This is a genomic window from Lutimonas saemankumensis (genome assembly GCF_020171465.1).
GTDB classification, from domain to species: domain Bacteria; phylum Bacteroidota; class Bacteroidia; order Flavobacteriales; family Flavobacteriaceae; genus Lutimonas; species Lutimonas saemankumensis.
In genome coordinates this window covers 700510-718509 of sequence record NZ_JAIUZR010000003.1, presented here as the reverse complement: position 1 = coordinate 718509, position 18000 = coordinate 700510, and the positions used below count along the sequence as shown (strand labels likewise).

General features: G+C 39.9%; 11 protein-coding genes. 8 read left to right on the top strand and 3 right to left on the bottom strand.

What is annotated here, in order from left to right:
• The first annotated feature begins 89 nt into the window (after positions 1-89).
• Positions 90-929, top strand: a complete 840-nt coding sequence (locus tag LCM02_RS04635) for a hypothetical protein (protein ID WP_224927157.1) — start codon at positions 90-92, stop codon at positions 927-929.
• A gap of 69 nt (positions 930-998) precedes the next feature.
• On the opposite strand, the gene LCM02_RS04630 is transcribed toward LCM02_RS04635, so the two are convergent.
• The 3 genes from LCM02_RS04630 to LCM02_RS04620 form a co-directional block, all read right to left on the bottom strand.
• Positions 999-3863 carry a M16 family metallopeptidase gene (locus LCM02_RS04630; protein WP_224927156.1) on the bottom strand — a complete coding sequence of 955 codons (2865 nt, stop codon included), beginning with the start codon at positions 3861-3863 and terminating at the stop codon, positions 999-1001.
• 172 nt (positions 3864-4035) lie between these two features.
• Positions 4036-4857, bottom strand: a complete 822-nt coding sequence (locus LCM02_RS04625) for an HAD family hydrolase (RefSeq protein WP_224927155.1) — start codon at positions 4855-4857, stop codon at positions 4036-4038.
• Between the two features lie 146 nt (positions 4858-5003).
• Complete coding sequence (locus tag LCM02_RS04620) at positions 5004-5393, bottom strand: (deoxy)nucleoside triphosphate pyrophosphohydrolase (protein ID WP_224927154.1); 390 nt, start codon at positions 5391-5393, stop codon at positions 5004-5006.
• A 196-nt stretch (positions 5394-5589) separates the two neighbouring features.
• Here LCM02_RS04620 and LCM02_RS04615 point away from each other — a divergent pair, with 196 nt between their 5' ends.
• The 7 genes from LCM02_RS04615 (at position 5590) to LCM02_RS04585 (ending at position 17904) form a co-directional block, all read left to right on the top strand.
• On the top strand, positions 5590-7488 hold the full coding sequence (locus LCM02_RS04615) for a tetratricopeptide repeat-containing sensor histidine kinase (protein ID WP_224927153.1): 1899 nt from the start codon (positions 5590-5592) through the stop codon (positions 7486-7488).
• A 2-nt stretch (positions 7489-7490) separates the two neighbouring features.
• A complete protein-coding gene (locus tag LCM02_RS04610; protein ID WP_224927152.1) occupies positions 7491-8156 on the top strand; it encodes a DNA-binding transcriptional response regulator in 666 nt (221 codons plus the stop codon).
• 155 nt (positions 8157-8311) lie between these two features.
• Positions 8312-8725 carry an HYC_CC_PP family protein gene (locus tag LCM02_RS04605; protein WP_449566800.1) on the top strand — a complete coding sequence of 138 codons (414 nt, stop codon included), beginning with the start codon at positions 8312-8314 and terminating at the stop codon, positions 8723-8725.
• A 103-nt stretch (positions 8726-8828) separates the two neighbouring features.
• Positions 8829-12533: an efflux RND transporter permease subunit gene (locus LCM02_RS04600; RefSeq protein ID WP_224927150.1), complete on the top strand. Its 3705-nt coding sequence runs from the start codon at positions 8829-8831 to the stop codon at positions 12531-12533.
• Between the two features lie 7 nt (positions 12534-12540).
• Positions 12541-13758, top strand: coding sequence for a TolC family protein (locus LCM02_RS04595; RefSeq protein WP_224927149.1), 1218 nt, complete (start codon positions 12541-12543; stop codon positions 13756-13758).
• A gap of 2 nt (positions 13759-13760) precedes the next feature.
• The gene (locus LCM02_RS04590) at positions 13761-16169 is read left to right on the top strand and encodes a heavy metal translocating P-type ATPase (RefSeq protein WP_224927148.1); all 2409 of its coding nucleotides are present in this window, start codon (positions 13761-13763) and stop codon (positions 16167-16169) included.
• Between the two features lie 10 nt (positions 16170-16179).
• On the top strand, positions 16180-17904 hold the full coding sequence (locus LCM02_RS04585) for an efflux RND transporter periplasmic adaptor subunit (RefSeq protein WP_224927147.1): 1725 nt from the start codon (positions 16180-16182) through the stop codon (positions 17902-17904).
• Positions 17905-18000 lie beyond the last annotated feature (96 nt).

The window sequence follows — 18000 nt, the reverse complement described above, 5'->3', positions numbered from 1 at the left end:
ATTCAATTTAAATATAATCAATATTGCTAAGCCGCAAAAAATGATTTTGTCCTATATTTGACCGAAATTTCAAGGAGAACTCCTTATCTATGAAAAAGCTGCTTATCGTTTTATGTGTCACTTTGGTTAGCTCCGGGTTTATGAATGCCCAGGACACGATTAACTTTGAAAAAAACCCTGTCCTTACAAAAAAGATTTACATCTATGCCGGGGCTTTTGCACCTCTGAAGAAGGTAAGATTCGGCTTTGCGGGTACTGCTCCGGTGCCTTACCAGGATCTGATAGATGTTGATAAAACCTTTGATTTAGAAGGGATTCAACCTACTTTTAACGCAAATATTGATTGGAGATTTTCAAAAAACTGGAGCATGAATGCAGATTATTTCAGTTTGAGAACCAGAAACACTGTGGTTCTTCCCAGAGACATCGTATGGGATAAATACACCTTAAAAAAGGGATCCACCATCGAAGGTGGTTATGGGGTGTCTGTTCTTAAAATCGGATTTGGAAGGGCCATCAGTCGGGGTTTAAAACATGAACTAGAAGGATTAATCGGGATCTATATTCTCAGTCCAAACGGTTTTGTTTCAGGACTCGCCTATGTAAACGAAGAAGAGGTTTTCCTGGATCGCTCCGAGATTTCCGTCACCCTGCCACTCCCCAGTATTGGACTAAAATATTTGTATGCCCCAACACGTACGCTATCCTTTTTTGCCAAAGCGGAATGGTTTGGAATTAAAGTTGATGGAATTGAAGGCTCTTTATGGAGCCTTTCTCCCGGATTGCAATTTCAATTTTCCAGATATATAGGCGCCCGTTTGAGTTATAAATATCTCAATCTGATCGGAAATGTAGACACCTTAAACTGGAATGGCTCCTTTGAACTCCTTTTTAATGGCCCGTCTTTAGGAGTAACAGCCAGCTTTTGATCGATATTCATGCCTAATAAAAAAAGCATCCCCTTTGGGATGCTTTTTGCTTTCTCATCAGCTGTTGAATTATTCTTTTATTTTTTCATTGGTACTTTCAATCACTTCTCCCTTTTCATTCAATTCAACAATTTCATAACCCAGTTCATTCAAGGCGTCTATATTGCTGTCTTTATCACCTACCACTACAATATTCATATTCTCAAGCTGTAGCTTTTCCTGTGCGAGTTTGTTGATCTCTTCTTTTGAAATACCATTGATGATCTTGGTTTGATCATCGACAAAAGATTTATCAAGATCATAGTGAACTATGCGTCCTAGGAAATTTGCCTTCTGGCCCGGAGTTTCATAATTTCTGGCATCGCGTTGTCCGATGGAATTACGCATAAAGGTCAACTCTTCATCAGTGATGCCGTCTTTCCTGTAATCGGTCATCTCCTTCATGAATTCTGATACCGCACCTGCTGTAGCATCAGCTTTAACTCCGGCAGTAGCCGTAAAAGGGCCCGGGTCATCATCTGAATTAAAATAAGACCAGGCACCATAGGTCCATCCTTTGTCCTCTCTTAAATTCAAATTGATCCGACTGTTAAAACCACCACCAAGAGCATAATTCATCAAATAAGATTTGAAATAAGTTCCTGTAGCATCATAAGGCATGTCTGTTACATAACCTATTCTAATCTCTGATTGTGGCGCCTGCTTTTTATCGACAAGATAGATCTTTGTCTTATCCTGATCGCTTACAGGAGCCATTTCAGGCAAGGTCAGTCCTTTGGGTTTCCACTCTTTCAAAAAATCAAGTGATTTCATGACCTCATCTTTGGAGATATCCCCAACAACGACCAGTTCCGAAACTTCAGGAGCATAATATTTAGAATAGAAGTTTTTGGCATCTTCCACGCTTATATTTTCAACTGAAGTTGGAATCCCCGCACTTGGAACCGAATAAATATGATCCTCTCCATATAGCAATCTCCTGTAAACATTTGATGCGATCAGTGCAGGATCCTTTTCATTTGATTTTAAACTTTCAAGCTGTTGTTTTTTGATTCGGTCAAAATCTTCAGCCGCAAACTTTGGACGGTACAACATTTCCTCGAGGATTTCAAGGGTCCTGTCTACGTTTTTCTTTAGGGAATTTACAACAATGGTCGTTTGGGCATCGCTGGCAGATACACTGATGGTACTTCCAATCTTTCTGAGTTCTTCCTGCAAGGCCTCCGTACTGTAATTTTCTGTGGATTCGTTCAACATACCCGCAGTAATGACTGCCAATCCGGATTTATCTGGTGTATACATATCCAGCCTGTGACCACCATTGATTCTCATTCTCATGGCAACAACAGGTATTTCTGTTGTCTGGGTTCCGATGATCTTCATGCCATTATCCAAATTTTCGGTCCAGAATTCAGGAACCTGAACCAAAGGAGAAGCTCCCGGAGTGGGTTTAATGCTTCTGTCAAACGAATCACCTTCAGGCCGGTTATAGGTCAAGCCTGAATAATCCGTTGTTGGAAAAGGGTTTTCACCTTCCGTCTGAGGGCTAAAATTATCGGGTCTGGCTGCAGCTGTTCCGTCTTCAGGAAGCACACTTAATACCACGGACGGCTTTCCTTTGATATATTTGTTATACACACGCAATACATCTTCTTTAGTGATGTTCTGATAGCGTTCCAGGTCGTTTCCAATGCCATTGGGGCTCCCCTGAAAAGTCTCATAACTTGCCAGTTGGGATACCTTACCACTCACACTGGCCAAACCATTGATAAAATTCGACTCCATGGTTACCTTGAATTTTTCCACATCATCATCCGTAACCCCTGAGGCTTCAAATTCCTCAAAGACCTGGTAAATCTCTTTTTCAATATCCGCGAGTGAACCTCCAGGATAAGGTAAAACATATACAGAAAACTCACCGGCAAGTTCAGAACATGGATGAGAGCTCGCTGCCTGAACGGCCTTTTGATTCAATACAAATTTTTTGAACAGGAATGAGTTTTGTCCCGTTCCTAATATATCGGCCAGACAGTCCAGCGGGGCCTCGTCCGGATGAAATCTTCCTATGGTAGGGAAAGATAAAAACAAGGCAGGGAATCTGATATTTTTATCCGTGTAAGAGATGTACCTCGATTCATTGAGCACTACCGGATCAAGCTTCATAGGTTCTACTTCAGGCCCGGCAGGGATCACTCCAAAATACTTCTCCACTTTTTTGATTACTTCCTGAGGATCCACATCGCCTCCTACGGTTAAGGTTGCGTTGTTTGGGCCATACCAGCGAAGGAAGAATTTTTTCAGGTCATCCACATCCACACGATCCAGGTCTTCCAGCTTACCGATTGTTAACCAGGAATACGGATGCCCGTAGGGATAAAGTGCGGCAGCCAGTAATTCCGATCGTTGTCCGTAAGGTCGGTTATCATAGTTTTGACCCTTTTCATTTTTGACTGTGGATCGCTGTATTTCAAACTTCTGTTGCGTAACGGCATCTAAAAAGAATCCCATCCGGTCGGCTTCGAGCCATAACATGACGTCCAGCTGATTACTGGGGGCGGTTTCAAAATAATTGGTCCTGTCTCGGTTCGTGGTTCCGTTTAGGGTTCCTCCCGCATTTGAGATCAGTTTAAAATGTTCTTCATCAGCCACATTTTCCGATCCCTGAAACATCATATGTTCAAAGAAATGTGCAAATCCAGATTTTTTCAATTCCTCTCTTGCAGAGCCCACGTGATAGGTAACATCAACATGAACAAGAGGATCCGAGTGATCTTCATGGATCACTAGTGTCAATCCATTATCAAGTACATATTTTTCATAGGGAATAACTACTTCGTCCCCTGTTTTACTCACTTTTTCAATGAGCTTGGTTTGTGACCAGCCGAGGGTAGCGGCCATCAACAAAAATGCAATAAAAAACTTTGTTCTTGTCATTATAAAAATATTAAGTTAATTCATCCGTGAAGATACTGCTTTCACAGGTATTATAAAAGCAGAAAAAAATTCAAAGAAATATTGAATTTGATCCTTCTAGAATCCAAAAAAATATGACATCTGTTTTTTCGGCCAAATGGAATCTCGGCAACAAAATTTTTTGGCAGGGCCCTTAGATCGCTTCGGAAAGAACAAGGTTCTTTTCCATAAAATCAGCTACTCCGTCATCGATGTTGCAAGTGGTTTGAAATGAGGCGGCCTCCCTGGCTTCTGCTATCCCGTTTTCCACGGCAACGCCAATTCCTACCGAGCGTAACATGTCAATATCATTATGATTATCACCAAAGGCCATCACCTGCTCCAGGTCAATTTCCGGATATTCAAGGCTCATCAGGGTTTCCAAAGCGGTTTTTTTGGAAATTTGTCTTGGTGAAATTTCAAGATAGGTTGGTTTAGAACGGTATCCGATAATTTCATCTTTATAGTAGTTGTTGATAAAGTCTACCAGCTGATCTAACACATTGGGTTCTCCCATGCACATGATCTTGTGCGCCCCTTTACCCTGATCCTCCCAGGTTTCCAGGGTTTTTCTAACAGATTGCAATTCGGGGTCTACCTTGGTATTATGACTCTCGCGCTTTGCCCAGTAATCCATTTCCTCCACATACCATTCTCGTCCGTGGTACAAGCTGCAATGAACCCTGGAATGAAGACAAAATTCTGCAACGGATTTACTCGTTTCGATGTTGATCTCCGTACTTTGAAGAACCTGTTCACCTTGAACCATATATCCTCCGTTATAACAGATCAACGGCAAATGACTGATGTCAAGTTCATCCTGCAGATGCTCCATGGCCTGAGGCATACGGGAGGAGATCAAAATAAATGGAATATGGGAAAGCTCTTTGATAACGCTTTTGGTCCTTTCTGACAATTCTCTTTCTTTGTTCAAAAGTGTTCCGTCAATGTCAGAACAGATTAATTGGGTTTGCATTCAATATAATTTCTTCAGGAGGGAATCATTATTCAGGGCCCCTGAAATTTTTTGCAAAGGTACACCAAAATCTCAATTCAAAAATATATTTTTTAAACAAAGTTATCAACTTGAATTTCAGGCAATTTCTTTGCTGAATTTCGAATTTATTTTTGGCTTCTGTTCTTTAAAAACTCAATGATGGGATAATCAGCTTTATTCATGTCAAACCGATCCATTTCCTGCAATTCCACCCAGGCGATCTTGTCATGATCAGATAGCTCGAACTCACCACTCAGATATTTTGATTCATAGGCCAAAAGCTGAATCTGGAAGTCACTATAATCACAAATACTTTGAATCAGGTACTTTCCTGTTTGGGTCCTTATCTTAAATTCCTCATACAATTCTCTTTCCAGAGCCATTTCCGGACTTTCGGCTGTTTCAATTTTACCTCCGGGAAATTCCCATTTTCCGGGTTGGTCTTTATGACTGGCTCGCCTTGCTATAAAATACTGTGCATCTTTCTTAATAACTCCGGCAACTACTTTGATCATGATAGTATTTGATAAAAATTGATTCATTCTTGATTTGCAAAATACACAAATATTGCATTAGTTTACGATACGGTAAGGCTCAAGGAACTAATAATAATCATTTTTTTAGTTAGTAATAAAAATTATCTTAGCCTCGCTTGAAAACCAATAAATTATTTTGCCATTGCGTCTATCGATTTTCTGTATCATACTTGTTATGATCAGTTGCAAACCTAAAACTGAATCCTTTCCTTCAGAAGATCTTTCAAAAAGCGGATCAAGGTACTCCCAGATCGAAAGGCTTCCTTCTAAAAGCAATGCGGATTTTCATGCTGGTCTTGAAATCATGAATGAAGCCCTGGCTCAGGCCATAGAAGAAAACAATGATAGTTTACAGCTTTTGATCTTTAAAAGAAAGTCATATTTCTTGTATAAATTAAAAATGATGGACAGTGCAAAAGTTGTTTCATACAAGTATAAGCAACTGGCGCAGAAACTGAAGGACACGGCATTTATTTCAAATAGTTATAAAAGACTGGCACGTATTCATTCAAAGCAGCATCAAAATGATTCGAGCTTTATCTATCATTCCGATGTTATTGGGTTGTTGAAATCGAACAAAGCGAATATGGATAGTGTCCAAATTGCTCAGAATCTTCTCAATATGGCAATCATTCTGGAAGAAAGCGGGAACGATGCTGAAAGTATGGAACTGTCCTTAGAGGCCTTGGAGTTATTGAAGAATTTTGCCGATTCAATAACCAAAGCAAGTCTGTATAATAACCTGGCCATCATTTCCAAAAGTGAATCAGACTATCCTGAGGCACTCTACTGGTATGATAAGGCGATTCAAACAACACCAGTAGAAAAAAACCGGCTTCTCTATTTAAGTAACGTGGCGAACGTTTACAGGTATTTAGGAGACTACGACCGGTCCGAAGAATTATGTCGACAAGTACTTGATCATGACCTGATCCATAAGGATGGTAGTGAAAGAATTCGGGTCCGTGCGAACCTGGCCTACTCAAAATGGCTGAGAACCAAAGATGTTCAGTATGAAAAGGAATTGCTCGATCTGTTAGATGTAAGCAAAAAAGAAGGGTATTTGAGAGAACAGATCGAGATCCATAGAAAGCTTGCCTGGCTCTACGCTGAATTGAATCCGGAAAAGGGAAAGTATCACTCAAATAAATTTTACAGCCTGGCCAGGGAGGCGAATAAATTAGATGAGCAAATCGAAGGATTGAAAATACTTATGAAGCAGGCCAGGGAGGATTCCGGGGAGTATAAAAGGTATGCTACAAGGTATATATATTTAAAAGACAGCCTTGAAACATCAAAAAAAGGCCTAACCCATATTTTTGGTAAATACAAATTTGACACCCAACAAAACAGGGAGGAACTTGCCAGCTTGAAAATGAAGGAACTTGAAAATGAACTTGAACTTCGAAAATCAAAACAACAGAATATCATCTATATTGGTTTGGGAGTTATATCAATACTGGGGTTTATTGTTGTTACCGTAACGATTAGAAACAATTATAAGCGGGAAAAGGTTGAAGAGGTCTACAGAACCGAAACCAGAATTTCGAAAAAATTACACGATGAGGTGGCCAATGACCTGTATCAGGTCATGAATCAGATGGACAAGGCGGAATCAAAACAGGTTCATATCATTGATAACCTGGAACAGATTTACCAAAAGACCAGGGATATCTCGAGGGAGAACAATGAACTTAATGTAGAAAAAGACTTTGAGGAGTCTCTTGCTGACCTTTTTACGGCCTATAAAAATGAAAATCTAAATGTGATTACCAAAGGTATTAACCAAATCAATTGGTCAGAAGTTGATATCCTGAAGAAAAGGGGGTTATATCGTGTTTTACAGGAGCTAATGACCAACATGGCCAAACACAGCAAGGCTGATCTTGTTGTGCTATCCTTCAAGAAAACCAATTGGAAAATAGAAGTGATCTACAAAGACAACGGGGTTGGCTGTGAGCTGGCAAAAAATAATGGTTTGTTAAATGTGGAAAACCGTATTCATAGTTTAAATGGTAAGATTACCTTGGTCTCATCAACCGGAAAGGGGTTTAAAGCCTCAATAATTATATAGCTATGTTTAGAAAAGTACTAGTCGCCGAAGACATGGATGATATCAACAAAGGTGTCGTTGCCTTTTTGGCTGAACTCGGAATCGAGGAAATTCAGCAGGTTCAGTATTGCGATGATGCCCTTTTAAAATTGAAACGAGCAGCTCTGGATAACGAACCTTATGACCTGCTCATTTCGGATTTATCTTTTGACAATGATTACAGAAATCAAAAGCTTAAATCGGGGGAAGATCTTGCTAGGGCTGCTAAATCGAATTTTCCGGATTTAAAAGTTATTATTTATTCAGTAGAGGATAGAATTCAGGTAGTCAGAAGACTGTTTAAAAATAAATTGGTACAAGCCTACGTATGCAAAGGCAGAAATGGTTTAAAGGATCTTTCCAAGGCTTTGTCCAGGGTTTTCACCGGAGATGTTTTTTTATCGGACCAGGTCAGACATGCTTTGAAATCAAATCATCATTTTGAGATCGATGATTTTGATATTATCCTCCTTGATCAATTATCAAAAGGTCTTTCTCAGGATCAGATAAGTGACTATTTAAAAAAGAACAAAATCAAACCGGCAAGTTTAAGCTCTATAGAAAAAAGACTCAATAAGCTTAAAGTTGAATTCAAGGCCAATAATGCCATTCATTTGATCGCAAAGACTAAAGACATGGGATTGATCTGATTCGGAAGGAAATCTTTCCATTAGCCTTTCAATATTATTGTCAATAAAACGTTATAAACAAACAGTTTAAGAATTAAAATCAATAAAAATAAGTTTCCCAAAAGAGATTAAAATAGGTGATTGGTAATTATTTTTGTTGTAATTTTGCAATCAGAATGAAAGAGGTATTCCATAAAATAATGTCAGTTTGTATGGCTGTTGTAGTTTTGTTTTCTACAACTTCCTTTACCATGCATATGCATTATTGCGGGGACACTCTTGTAGACAAAAGTTATTTTGTCAAAGCAGAATCCTGTGGAATGGAAACACCCCAGCCTGAGGAGTCTTCGGATTGCGAAACTGTAAAGAAAGATTGCTGTTCTGAAGACCAGCTCACCGTTGAAGGTCAGGACGAACTAAAACGGTCCCACGAACTTTCACTGAAACAGCAGGTGTTTGTGGCAACGTTTGTACAAACACATCTTTACCTTTTTGAAAGTGCTGAAAAAAGCCCAGATTTTGGCAAACATTATTTACCTCCTCCTCTGATCAAGTCAATATACAAGCTTGATGAAGTCTATCTCATTTGATTTTTAAACAACCGGCTTTTTTATTTTACGGGAACACTTCCGTGGAATGAATGATTATTGATGTTATTGTACATCTAAGTCTCACTGTTTAATTATCAAAATTATGCTAAACAAAAGCATTCAATTCTTTATAGAAAACAAATTAATAGCTGTTTTACTTCTCCTTCTGTTTTTTGGGTGGGGATTGAGTACAGCACCTTTCAACTGGAACCTGCCATTTCTTCCTGATAATCCTGTTGCAGTTGATGCCATTCCGGATCTTGGTGAAAATCAACAAATCGTTTTTACTAAATGGCCGGGCAAGTCACCTCAGGATATTGAGGATCAGATTTCTTATCCACTAACAACTTCCCTGCTTGGAATTCCCGGGGTAAAAACGATCAGAAGTTCTTCGATGTTCGGATTTTCTTCAATTTATGTCATTTTTGAGGATGATATAGAGTTTTATTGGAGTCGGACAAGAATACTTGAAAAACTGAATTCGCTTCCCGCCGGACTCTTACCGGATGATGTGAGCCCTTCCCTGGGGCCTGATGCAACGGGGCTGGGCCAGATTTTTTGGTACACCCTCGAAGGCAGGGATGAAAATGGAAACGTTACAGGAGGATGGAACTTGCAGGAATTGAGAAGCATACAGGACTACTATGTAAAATTTGGATTATCCACGGCAAAGGGAGTTTCCGAAGTGGCCTCCATTGGAGGGTTTGTTCAGGAATACCAGGTAGATGTTAATCCTGAAAAAATGCGTCAATACAGAATCAGTCTTTCCCAGATCGTAAAGGCGGTGAAGGAATCCAACAAGGATATTGGCGCACAAACCCTTGAAATTAATCAGGCAGAATATCTGATAAGAGGCCTGGGTTATATTAAAAGTATCAGTGATATTGAAAATGCTGTTGTGGATTCCAAAGATTTTACCTCGATCAGGATAAAAGATGTTGCGAGAGTCTTTATTGGCCCTGCCTCAAGAAGAGGAATCCTTGATAAGGAAGGAGCTGAAGTTGTTGGTGGTGTGGTAACCGGAAGATACGGTGCCAATCCGATGAAGGTGATTGAATCGGTCAAGGAAAAAATACAGGAAATGAGCCTGGGGCTACCCTCTAAAATTTTAAAAGATGGTCGCACCTCTCAATTAACCATAGTTCCTTTTTACGATCGAAGTCAGCTGATCCAGGAAACTCTTGGGACACTGAACGAGGCACTCACCCTTGAGATCCTTATTACCATTTTGGTTATTGTAATCATGGTTTATAATTTGAGGGCTTCCATTCTTATTTCAGCTCTTTTGCCTATTGCGGTACTCATGGTTTTTATAGCGATGAAAATGTTTGAAGTAGATGCCAATATAGTGGCTCTTTCAGGAATAGCCATTGCCATTGGTACCATGGTGGATATCGGGGTGATACTGTCAGAAAATATGATTCGTCATTTAGAATCAAATACCAAAGGACTTTCTGTTGAAAAGATCGTTTTTAAGGCCACGAAGGAAGTATCAGGGGCCATTGTGACCGCAGTACTGACCACGATCATAAGTTTTATTCCCGTATTTACAATGATCGGTGCAGAAGGCAAACTTTTCAGACCATTGGCTTTCACCAAAACTTTTGCCTTAATTGCCTCTTTACTTGTAGCACTATTCTTGATTCCTCCATTTGCTGCCCTTATATTCAGAAGGAAAGATCAGTCTAAAATTTTCAACCTTGGTGGTAATGCCTTGCTAATTGTCCTGGGTTCTACAGCCTTATATTACGGGGAAATTCTGGGCTTGGTACTTCTTGGATTCGCCCTGATCAATCTCCTTAGAATTTATGGATACCTTTTAAAAGAAAGGGAGCGTCACTTAAAAATTGGCTTAACCTCTGTTACCATTGTTGTAGCATTGGCAGCGTACTGGAGGCCTTTGGGAGTGCAACAGAGCCTGCTGATGAATTTGATATTTGTAGCGCTGATCTGTTTTGGATTATTGATTGTTTTTCGTGTGTTTCAACATTACTATACACGAATCTTGAATTGGGCACTTGATAACAAGCTTCTATTTCTTAGCCTGCCTCTTGGGCTTTTAATTATTGGATTCCTGATCATGAAAAATACCGGGAAAGAATTTATGCCGGCCCTGAATGAGGGTACTTTCTTGTTGATGCCAACTTCTATGCCCCATTCCGGAATTACTGAAAACAAAAGAGTACTTCAGCAATTGGATATGGCAGTGGCTGGAATTCCCGAGATAGAGACCGTAGTGGGCAAGGCAGGCAGAACAGAATCTTCTCTGGATCCTGCTCCACTTTCTATGTATGAAAACATAATTCAGTATAAACCTGAATACCTGTTGAACAAAAACGGACAGAGACAACGATTTAAAGTCAACAGTGATGGTTCTTTTGTTTTGAAAGATGGGGGGCGACTGGCAAACCCGAATAATACTGAGAAATCTGTAGTGCTTGAGTCGGATATATCTGCTTCAGATTTGATCCCTGACCCCAATGGTGTTTATTTTCGGAACTGGAGACCTGAGATCAATTCGGCCGATGATATTTGGAATGAGATCATAAGAGTGACTGATTTGCCAGGTGTGACTTCAGCTCCTAAGTTACAACCCATAGAAACCAGGCTGATCATGCTGCAAACTGGAATGAGGGCCCCAATGGGAATCAAGGTAAAAGGTCAGAATCTGGAGCAGATCGAGAAATTTGGAATGGAACTGGAAGAAATTCTCAAAGAAGCCGAGGGCGTTAAAAAAGAATCTGTTTTTGCAGACAGGATCGTTGGAAAACCCTATCTGATCATCGATATAGACCGGGAAAAACTTGCTCGCTATGGTGTCCGAATTGACCAGGTGCAGGAAGTGCTGGAAATTGCCGTTGGTGGGAAGGTTTTAACCCAAACCATAGAGGGTAGAGAAAGGTACGCCGTTCGTGTAAGATATCCGCGTGAACTTAGATCCAGCCCCACAGACCTCGAAAACATTTACATTACTGTGGCTAAAGGAACCCAGGTTCCTTTGAGTGAAATGGCTGAAATCAGATATGAAAAAGGACCGCAGGTTATAAAAAGTGAAGATACATTTTTAGTGGGTTACGTTCTGTTTGACAAACAGAATGAATATGCTGAAGTGTCTGTTGTTGAAAACGCTCAGGACCTGATCAATCAAAAAATTGATGAGGGTTCCTTGAAAGTCCCAAAAGGCATAAACTTTCAGTTTACAGGATCCTATGAAAATCAGGTCAGGGCGGAAAAGACATTGAGTTTTGTTGTTCCCCTGGCACTTGTCATCATTTTTATCATTCTCTATCTGCAATTTAGATCGGTGGGTACTTCACTTATGGTATTTTCAGGAATAGCGGTTGCATTTTCAGGTGGATTTATCATGCTCTGGCTCTATGGACAGGAATGGTTCATGAACTTCTCATTTTTTGGAGAAAACATAAGGGCCTTGTTCCAGATGCACCCGGTTAATTTAAGTGTTGCTGTATGGGTAGGATTTATTGCGCTCTTTGGGATTGCCACAGATGACGGTGTTGTGATGGCTACCTATTTAAATCAGACTTTTTCAAAAAATAATCCGCAGGATCATGTTTCTTTGAGGAAATCTGTAATTGAAGCGGGGCAAAAAAGAATCAGGCCCTGTTTGATGACAACGGCCACTACCCTTTTGGCATTGTTGCCCATATTGACCTCTACAGGTAGAGGAAGTGATATTATGATTCCTATGGCTATACCGGCCTTTGGTGGAATGCTTATCGCTTTGATAACACTTTTTGTAGTTCCTGTCTTGTATAGTATTCGAGCCGAAATGAAATTAAAAAAATAGTAAGATCATGAAAAGAATAATCACAATAGTATATTGTTTAACCATTTCTATGCAGCTTTCTGGACAGGATCTGGAGTCATTGATTGGCATAGGATTGGAAAATAATCCCGAAATTAAAAAGTTTGAGGCTCGGTACGAGATCACTGCAGAAAAGGTAAATGAAGTGAATTCAATTCCTAACACGGAATTTAGCTACGGATATTTTGTCAGTGAACCCGAAACCAGAACAGGAGCTCAGAAAATGAAATTTTCATTAAAGCAAATGCTGCCTTGGTTTGGATCAATTACGGCCAGGGAAAACTATGCTTCAAGTTTAAGTGATGCTCAATATCAGGAAATAGTCATTGCTAAAAGAAAACTTAGCATGCAAATATCTGATAGTTACTACAAACTTTATGCACTCCGGGCCAAAGATAAGTTTATAAATAAGAACATTGATTTGCTCAAAGTTTATGAAACCCTTGCCTTGAGTTCAGTGGAAACGGGAAAAGCTTCGGCTGTAAGTGTATTGCGATTGCAAATAAGAATTAATGAATTATTGGAGTTGAAAGAACTTGTTAACCATAAATATAAGGCTGAACAGGCTTTTTTAAATGGTCTTTTAAACAGGGGGCCTTCAGAAGAAATTTACCTGAGAGATGAATTGCCCCTTCCGGAATCTGATTTTGAGTTTGAATCAGATAAATTGCAAATGCATCCTGAACTACTGAAGTATGAAAAACTTTATGCATCCGTTGAGCAGGAGGAATTATTGAATCAGAAAGACAAAAGCCCAATGATTGGTCTGGGATTTGATTATATTCCTGTTGAAAAAAGGCCGGATATGGATTTTGCGGACAATGGTAAAGATATATTTATGCCCATGATATCTCTTTCTATTCCGATCTTTAATAAAAAGTACAAGTCCAGTTCAAAACAACATGAACTGATGCAAATAGAAATCAATGCGAGCAAACAGAATCAATTCAATAAATTACAGCAGATGATGGATCATGCAATTCATGGAAGACGGGCTGCAAGGGCGACCTATAATACCCAGGTAAGCAACTTGGAACATGCCAAGAACGCTGAAGAAATATTAATGAAAGGATACGAATCTGGGAATCTTGATTTTATTGAAATCCTTGATGTACAGGAATTACAGCTGAAGTTTCAACTTGGTCAGATAGAGGCGATTAAAGACTATTACTTACAAACATCGGTAATCAATTATTTAAGCAGTTAATGATGAGGCAAAGTTATCAAATACAAGGAATGACCTGCGACGGGTGCAGGAAACACGTTGAAAAAACCTTACGAAGCGTTAAGGGGGTTGATGAGGCCTTTGTAGACTTAAATAAGGCAGAGGTTCTTATAGAAATGCCTCTTGAACTATCAATTGAAGAATTAGGTAAAGCATTAAAAGATGATGGTGGGAGATATAGTATTCATCCCCTGGGCACAGAAGTTGATCCTTCTCTAAAGAAGTCTCATTCTCCGGGAGCTTCAAAGGGAGTCTCTACAGGAGTTTATTACTGCCCTATGATGTGTGAAGGAGACAAGACCTACGACCAGTTTGGTGATTGCCCTGTTTGTGGCATGGATCTGGTTCCGGTTGTAACAGACCTGTCTGAAGAGGATGAAAACTTTAAGGCACTGTCAAGGAAGTTCTGGATCTCTGTACTTTTTACCTTGCCTGTCTTTGTGATTGCGATGTCTGAGATGATCCCGGACAATCCTCTTTTTAAAATAATGGGGCAAAAACAGTGGAACTGGGTACAACTTGTTTTATCGGTTCCTGTAGTTTTTTATACCGGCTGGATGTTTTTCCAAAGAGCCTACAGGTCAATTAAATTTTGGAACCTGAACATGTTTACGCTAATTGGAATTGGTGCCGGAGTAGCTTGGTTTTTCAGTGTTTTTGGCTTATTGTTTCCCGATTTTTTTCCACAACAGTTTAAAGATGAAACCGGCAATGTTCATGTTTACTTTGAAGCTGCAACCGTAATTCTTACTCTGGTTTTATTGGGCCAGGTGCTTGAGGCCAGGGCACACAGCAAGACCAGTGGAGCCATTAAGGCCTTGCTCAAACTTGCCCCAAATGAGGCCATAAGAGTACGCGGTACCAATGAAGAAGTTGTAGCTATTGATGCAATTCAAATAGGTGATATTCTTCGTGTAAAACCTGGTAACAAGATACCGGTAGACGGAAGTATTACTGATGGGAACAGTAGTATAGATGAATCCATGGTCACCGGAGAACCAATCCCGGTTTCAAAAAAAGAGGGTGATTTTGTGGTTAGCGGAACCATCAATGGCAAACAATCCTTTTTAATGAAAGCTGAAAAAATTGGTGCGGATACCTTGTTGGCTCAAATCATTGAAATGGTCAACTCAGCGAGCCGAAGCAAAGCTCCTATTCAAAATGTCGCCGACAGGATTTCAAGTTATTTTGTTCCGATAGTGGTTGGAATTTCCTTAGTGACTTTTGCTGTCTGGGCAAAATGGGGGCCCGAACCTTCTTATGTTTATGGACTTGTTAATGCGATAGCTGTTTTGATCATAGCCTGTCCTTGTGCCCTGGGCCTTGCAACTCCAATGTCTGTAATGGTAGGCATAGGAAGAGGAGCCCTGAATGGGATTTTGATCAAAAATGCAGAATCCCTTGAGAAAATGGATCAGGTCAATACACTGATCGTAGACAAAACCGGGACCTTGACCGAAGGAAAACCAAAGGTTGAGGAAATTGGTCTATATGATCACAGCAACTTAAATTATAAGGATAAAAATTCTGTGCTTGGGTTAATGGCCTCCTTAAATCAAATGAGTGAACATCCATTAGCAGATGCCATTGTTGCTGAGGCCAAGGAAAAAGAATTGAAGCTCGAAATGCCTCAATTGTTTTTTGCGGTTTCGGGCAAAGGTGTCAAAGGAAAAGTAAATGGTATGAAAATAGCCCTGGGAAATGAAAAATTGATGGAGCAAGAGAAATGTTTGCCAGAGAAGCATGAGTTAGACGCTTCGGCTGTTTATCAGGAACAGGGCAAAACAGTATCCTACATGAGTATTGACGGGAAGTGTGTAGCCTATATTGTGATCTCGGATCCTATAAAATCAGGCAGTAAAGAAGCTCTTTCTTTATTGAAAAAGCAAGGCGTAAAAGTTATGATGCTGACCGGAGATCATGATAAAACAGCCAGCTATATTGCTTCTGAATTGAAACTGGATGATTACAAAGCTTCGTGCTTACCTGCCGATAAAATGAAGGAAATCGAACGCCTTCAGGAAAACGGCTCTATCGTTGCCATGGCCGGAGACGGGATCAATGACGCACCCGCCCTCGCAATAAGCGATGTTGGTATTGCCATGGGAACCGGAACCGATGTAGCCATTGAAAGCGCAGGAATAACATTAGTAAAAGGAGACCTAAGGGGTATAGTAATGGCCAAGAACCTCAGTCAAAAGGTGATGAGAAACATTAAGGAAAATCTGTTTTTTGCCCTGATTTACAACACCATTGGTGTTCCGGTGGCGGCAGGTGTACTCTATCCGTTGTTTGGGCTGCTCTTATCTCCAATGATTGCTGCCCTTGCCATGAGTTTTAGTTCTGTCTCAGTAATAACCAACTCCTTAAGATTAAAGAATAGTAAAATTTAAAAAATAAACCATGAAAAAATATATTATATACATCGCAGTTTTGTTTGCCGGATTTGTTATCGGCGGACTTTATTTTGCAAATCGAACCGATGATAGTGCAGCTCATGTCCATACGGACGGCAGTACTGAGAAGCAGATGTGGACCTGCTCAATGCACCCTCAGATCATGCAACCGGAAGCAGGTACCTGCCCCATTTGTGGTATGGATCTGGTTCCTGTAATTAGTGGTCAGGAAGGGGTTTCGGAAAATCAGTTTAAACTGACTCAAAATGCCATGGCACTGGCCAATATAGAAACTACCGTCATCGGAACGGATGAATCTGGCTCAGGAAGGTTAAAAGTTTCGGGGAAAATCACTGAAAATGAAGAAAATATCCAGGTTCAGGTAAGCTATTTTTCAGGAAGAATAGAAAAATTATATATCAACAGTACAGGTATCACAGTAAAAAAAGGTCAATTGCTTGCGACCTTGTATTCACCAGAACTCATATCTGCCCAGCAGGAACTTATAACCGCAGCTTCTCTCAAAGAATCTCAGCCTGATCTTTACAGGGCAGTAAGAAACAAGTTAAAACTCTGGAAATTGACCGAAACACAAATTGAAGAAATAGAATCGACAAAAGAAGTTCGGGAATATTTTTCAATCTATGCTACCGTTGCAGGAACTGTTGTTGAAAAGCTGGTTTCGCAGGGAGATGCGGTACATAATGGAATGACAATGTTCAAAATTGCTGATCTCAATTCGGTCTGGGCGGTTTTTGACATTTATGAGGATCAGATTGATCAGGTCAAAGAGGGCCAGGACATCGAAGTGATAAGCAACTCATTTCCCAATGATCCTGTAAAGACAACAGTTTCATTTATTGAGCCTGTTTTAAATTCGAATTCAAGAACTGTCAAATTAAGAGCAATTCTGAATAATTCTGCCCGAATGTTCAAACCGGGTATGTTTGTGGAAGGATCGTTGAATAGAGTCACTTCATCTACTGATCAAAAGATAATGATTCCGGAAGGGGCAGTATTATGGACGGGAAAACGTTCTATTGTTTATCTGAAGTCAGATGCAAATCAGCCAATTTTTGAAATGAAGGAAGTAAAACTGGGAACTAAGTTTGCAAATAAATATGAAGTTTTGAGCGGACTAAAAGCTGGTGATGAAATAGTAAGTCATGGAACGTTTACCATTGATGCTGCGGCCCAGTTGCAAGGAAAAAGATCTATGATGAACCAACCGGAATCAAAGAAGCAGGAAGCTTCTTCTACCCTACAGCGAAGAGATAATGTTCCTGAATCCTTTAAAAGCTCATTAAAAAATGTCTTTGAAACCTATCTGCTTATGAAAGATGCCCTCGTCAAAGACGATCAGGAAACCGTTGTAGTTCAAAGTAAGTCAATGTTGACTGAACTTTCCAAAGTTAGTTCAGATGACTTAGAGGATAGTATCTCCATTGAATCATGGGAGAAAATTAAGAACAATATGGAAATTGAAGCCGGGAAAATAAGTGCTACCAACAGCTTGGAACAACAAAGAAGTCATTTTAAAGACCTGTCCAATTACACTACCAATGCAGTTCAGATCTTTGGTGTGGGTCAGGAAGTTTATCATCAGTATTGTCCGATGGCTGACAATGATAAAGGAGCTTATTGGTTAAGTGACAGTGAAAATGTGCTCAACCCCTACTTTGGAAATGCCATGCTTGCCTGTGGTTTGGTAAAGCAAGTCATTGAGAAATGAAAATGAGATGTGACTCTCTTATGATTTCTGTTTTACGTTTACAATTATATCATGATATGACAATATTTGTCGTATTTATTTACATCTTATTTTCTT

What these genes read in the sequence shown, in the direction of transcription:
- LCM02_RS04635 (WP_224927157.1), top strand. Translation starts at nt 90, where the DNA reads ATGAAAAAGCTGCTTATCGTTTTATGTGTCACTTTGGTTAGCTCCGGG.
- LCM02_RS04630 (WP_224927156.1), bottom strand. Translation starts at nt 3,863, where the DNA reads ATGACAAGAACAAAGTTTTTTATTGCATTTTTGTTGATGGCCGCTACC.
- LCM02_RS04625 (WP_224927155.1), bottom strand. Translation starts at nt 4,857, where the DNA reads ATGCAAACCCAATTAATCTGTTCTGACATTGACGGAACACTTTTGAAC.
- LCM02_RS04620 (WP_224927154.1), bottom strand. Translation starts at nt 5,393, where the DNA reads ATGATCAAAGTAGTTGCCGGAGTTATTAAGAAAGATGCACAGTATTTT.
- LCM02_RS04615 (WP_224927153.1), top strand. Translation starts at nt 5,590, where the DNA reads ATGATCAGTTGCAAACCTAAAACTGAATCCTTTCCTTCAGAAGATCTT.
- LCM02_RS04610 (WP_224927152.1), top strand. Translation starts at nt 7,491, where the DNA reads ATGTTTAGAAAAGTACTAGTCGCCGAAGACATGGATGATATCAACAAA.
- LCM02_RS04605 (WP_449566800.1), top strand. Translation starts at nt 8,312, where the DNA reads ATGAAAGAGGTATTCCATAAAATAATGTCAGTTTGTATGGCTGTTGTA.
- LCM02_RS04600 (WP_224927150.1), top strand. Translation starts at nt 8,829, where the DNA reads ATGCTAAACAAAAGCATTCAATTCTTTATAGAAAACAAATTAATAGCT.
- LCM02_RS04595 (WP_224927149.1), top strand. Translation starts at nt 12,541, where the DNA reads ATGAAAAGAATAATCACAATAGTATATTGTTTAACCATTTCTATGCAG.
- LCM02_RS04590 (WP_224927148.1), top strand. Translation starts at nt 13,761, where the DNA reads ATGAGGCAAAGTTATCAAATACAAGGAATGACCTGCGACGGGTGCAGG.
- LCM02_RS04585 (WP_224927147.1), top strand. Translation starts at nt 16,180, where the DNA reads ATGAAAAAATATATTATATACATCGCAGTTTTGTTTGCCGGATTTGTT.